We start from the raw sequence: 614 nt of genomic DNA on the forward strand, positions 1-614 counted from the left end.
CGACGCCGGCCAGGCCGAGCATGAACAGCCAGTCGACCCAGGCCTGGCCGGCCAGGCTGCCGAAGAAGCCGCCCAGGGCGTTCTCGCCGCTGCCCTTGAGGAAGCCGGTGGTGGGGCTGCCGCCGCCTGCCCAGGCCTTGGCGGCCGGGGTGGCGAAGCCCAGGCCGAACAGCTTGTCGACGAAGGCCCACAGGAACACCCAGCCCAGCGCGATGCGGGCGGCGGCCCAGGCGTAGGCGGCGGGGGTACGGCCCGCCACGGCGGACGCGGCGGGGGCGGGGATATGATCGGGGGCGTGGCCGTTGATCGGCTTACGGCCTTCGATGATGGCCATGATTGGCTCCTTTATCGGTTTCTTTCTCTCGTCACCCAGTTAATCGGCCGGCCCGGTCTTTCCCGCAGAGCCGTACGGCTCCCGCCCGCACCCCCGAGGTCCCTTCCTGAGGGGACTTTCGTCCTGGCCGGGACCCCGGTCCCATGCCGCTCACAAGATGGCGAACGAGGTGTCCCCGTCTGTTGCGGCTCTATGCGCGCGGTGAGCGGACCACGGCCACGGTGGCGTCCTCGGGGCGGTGTAAAAAGCTCGACGAGGTAGGTGCCGCGGGTGGATCTTA

1 pseudogene is annotated in these 614 nt (G+C 70.0%); it reads right to left on the minus strand.

The window, feature by feature from the left end:
- Window positions 1-334, minus strand: a pseudogene (locus IEZ08_RS39165) (hypothetical protein); the annotation flags it as partial.
- Window positions 335-614 lie beyond the last annotated feature (280 nt).

Origin of the sequence: Planobispora rosea, from assembly GCF_014648175.1 — a bacterium.
GTDB classification, from domain to species: Bacteria; Actinomycetota; Actinomycetes; order Streptosporangiales; family Streptosporangiaceae; genus Planobispora; species Planobispora rosea.